This window comes from Streptomyces sp. SID14478 (assembly GCF_010548525.1).
Classification (GTDB): Bacteria; Actinomycetota; Actinomycetes; order Streptomycetales; family Streptomycetaceae; genus Streptomyces.
Map to the genome: position 1 here is coordinate 1 of NZ_JAAGMG010000820.1, position 815 is coordinate 815.

Here is an 815-nt window from a genome sequence, read left to right on the forward strand (position 1 = left end):
CCCTCGCTGCCCTTCGACTACGACAAGGAACTCATCGGCGGCCGCACGCCCTGTCTGCTCGGCCAGGAGAACCTGCTGCCGGTCGCCCGGGAACTCGGCTGGCGCTACGACGCGTCCTCGCCGGGCGGTCTGCAGCGCTGGCCGGACAAGAAGCAGGGCGTGTGGGACCTGCCGCTGCAGGGCATCCCCTTCCCCGGCCACCGCTTCGAGGTCCTGTCGATGGACTACAACATCCTCGCCAACCAGTCGAAGAACTCGACACGGGCGCCGTCCTACAACTACCCGGGCTGGCGCACCCAGGCCACCCAGTCCTACCTGGCCGGCTTCCAGCGCGCGTACGAGACCAACCGGGCCCCGTTCTTCATCGGCAACCACTTCGAGGAGTGGAACGGCGGGATCTACATGGACGCCGTGGAGACGACGCTCAAGCAGATCGCCGACAAGCCGGACGTGCGGCTCGTCTCCTTCCGGCAGTTCGTCGACTGGCTCGACGCGCAGGACCCCGCCGTCCTCGCCAAGCTGCGCGGCCTGGAGGTCGGGGAGCGGCCGCCGGGCGGCTGGTCCGCGTTCCTGCGGCCGGCGAAGAGCAGGAAGGGGACGGCCGGACAACCAGCGGCGAGGTGAGGCAAGATCGACAGCGGACAGGCAGGTTGCGGACGGACGACGAGGAGGCCCCATGACGCGGCCGATCACCGCGGAGTGGACGGATCACCCGAGAGCGCGGCGGCCGCCGGGTGGGCGGCACGCGAGGCGGTGCGCCGCCGATTGCCGCTGCGCCTGGTCCACGTGGGCACGCCCGCGCCCGAGGCGCTGGC

Annotated in this window: 2 pseudogenes; both read left to right on the top strand. The window is 71.2% G+C overall.

The window, feature by feature from the left end:
- Positions 1–624, top strand: a pseudogene (locus tag G3I40_RS26745) (hypothetical protein); the annotation flags it as partial.
- 52 nt (positions 625–676) lie between these two features.
- Positions 677–815, top strand: a pseudogene (locus G3I40_RS26750) (universal stress protein); the annotation flags it as partial.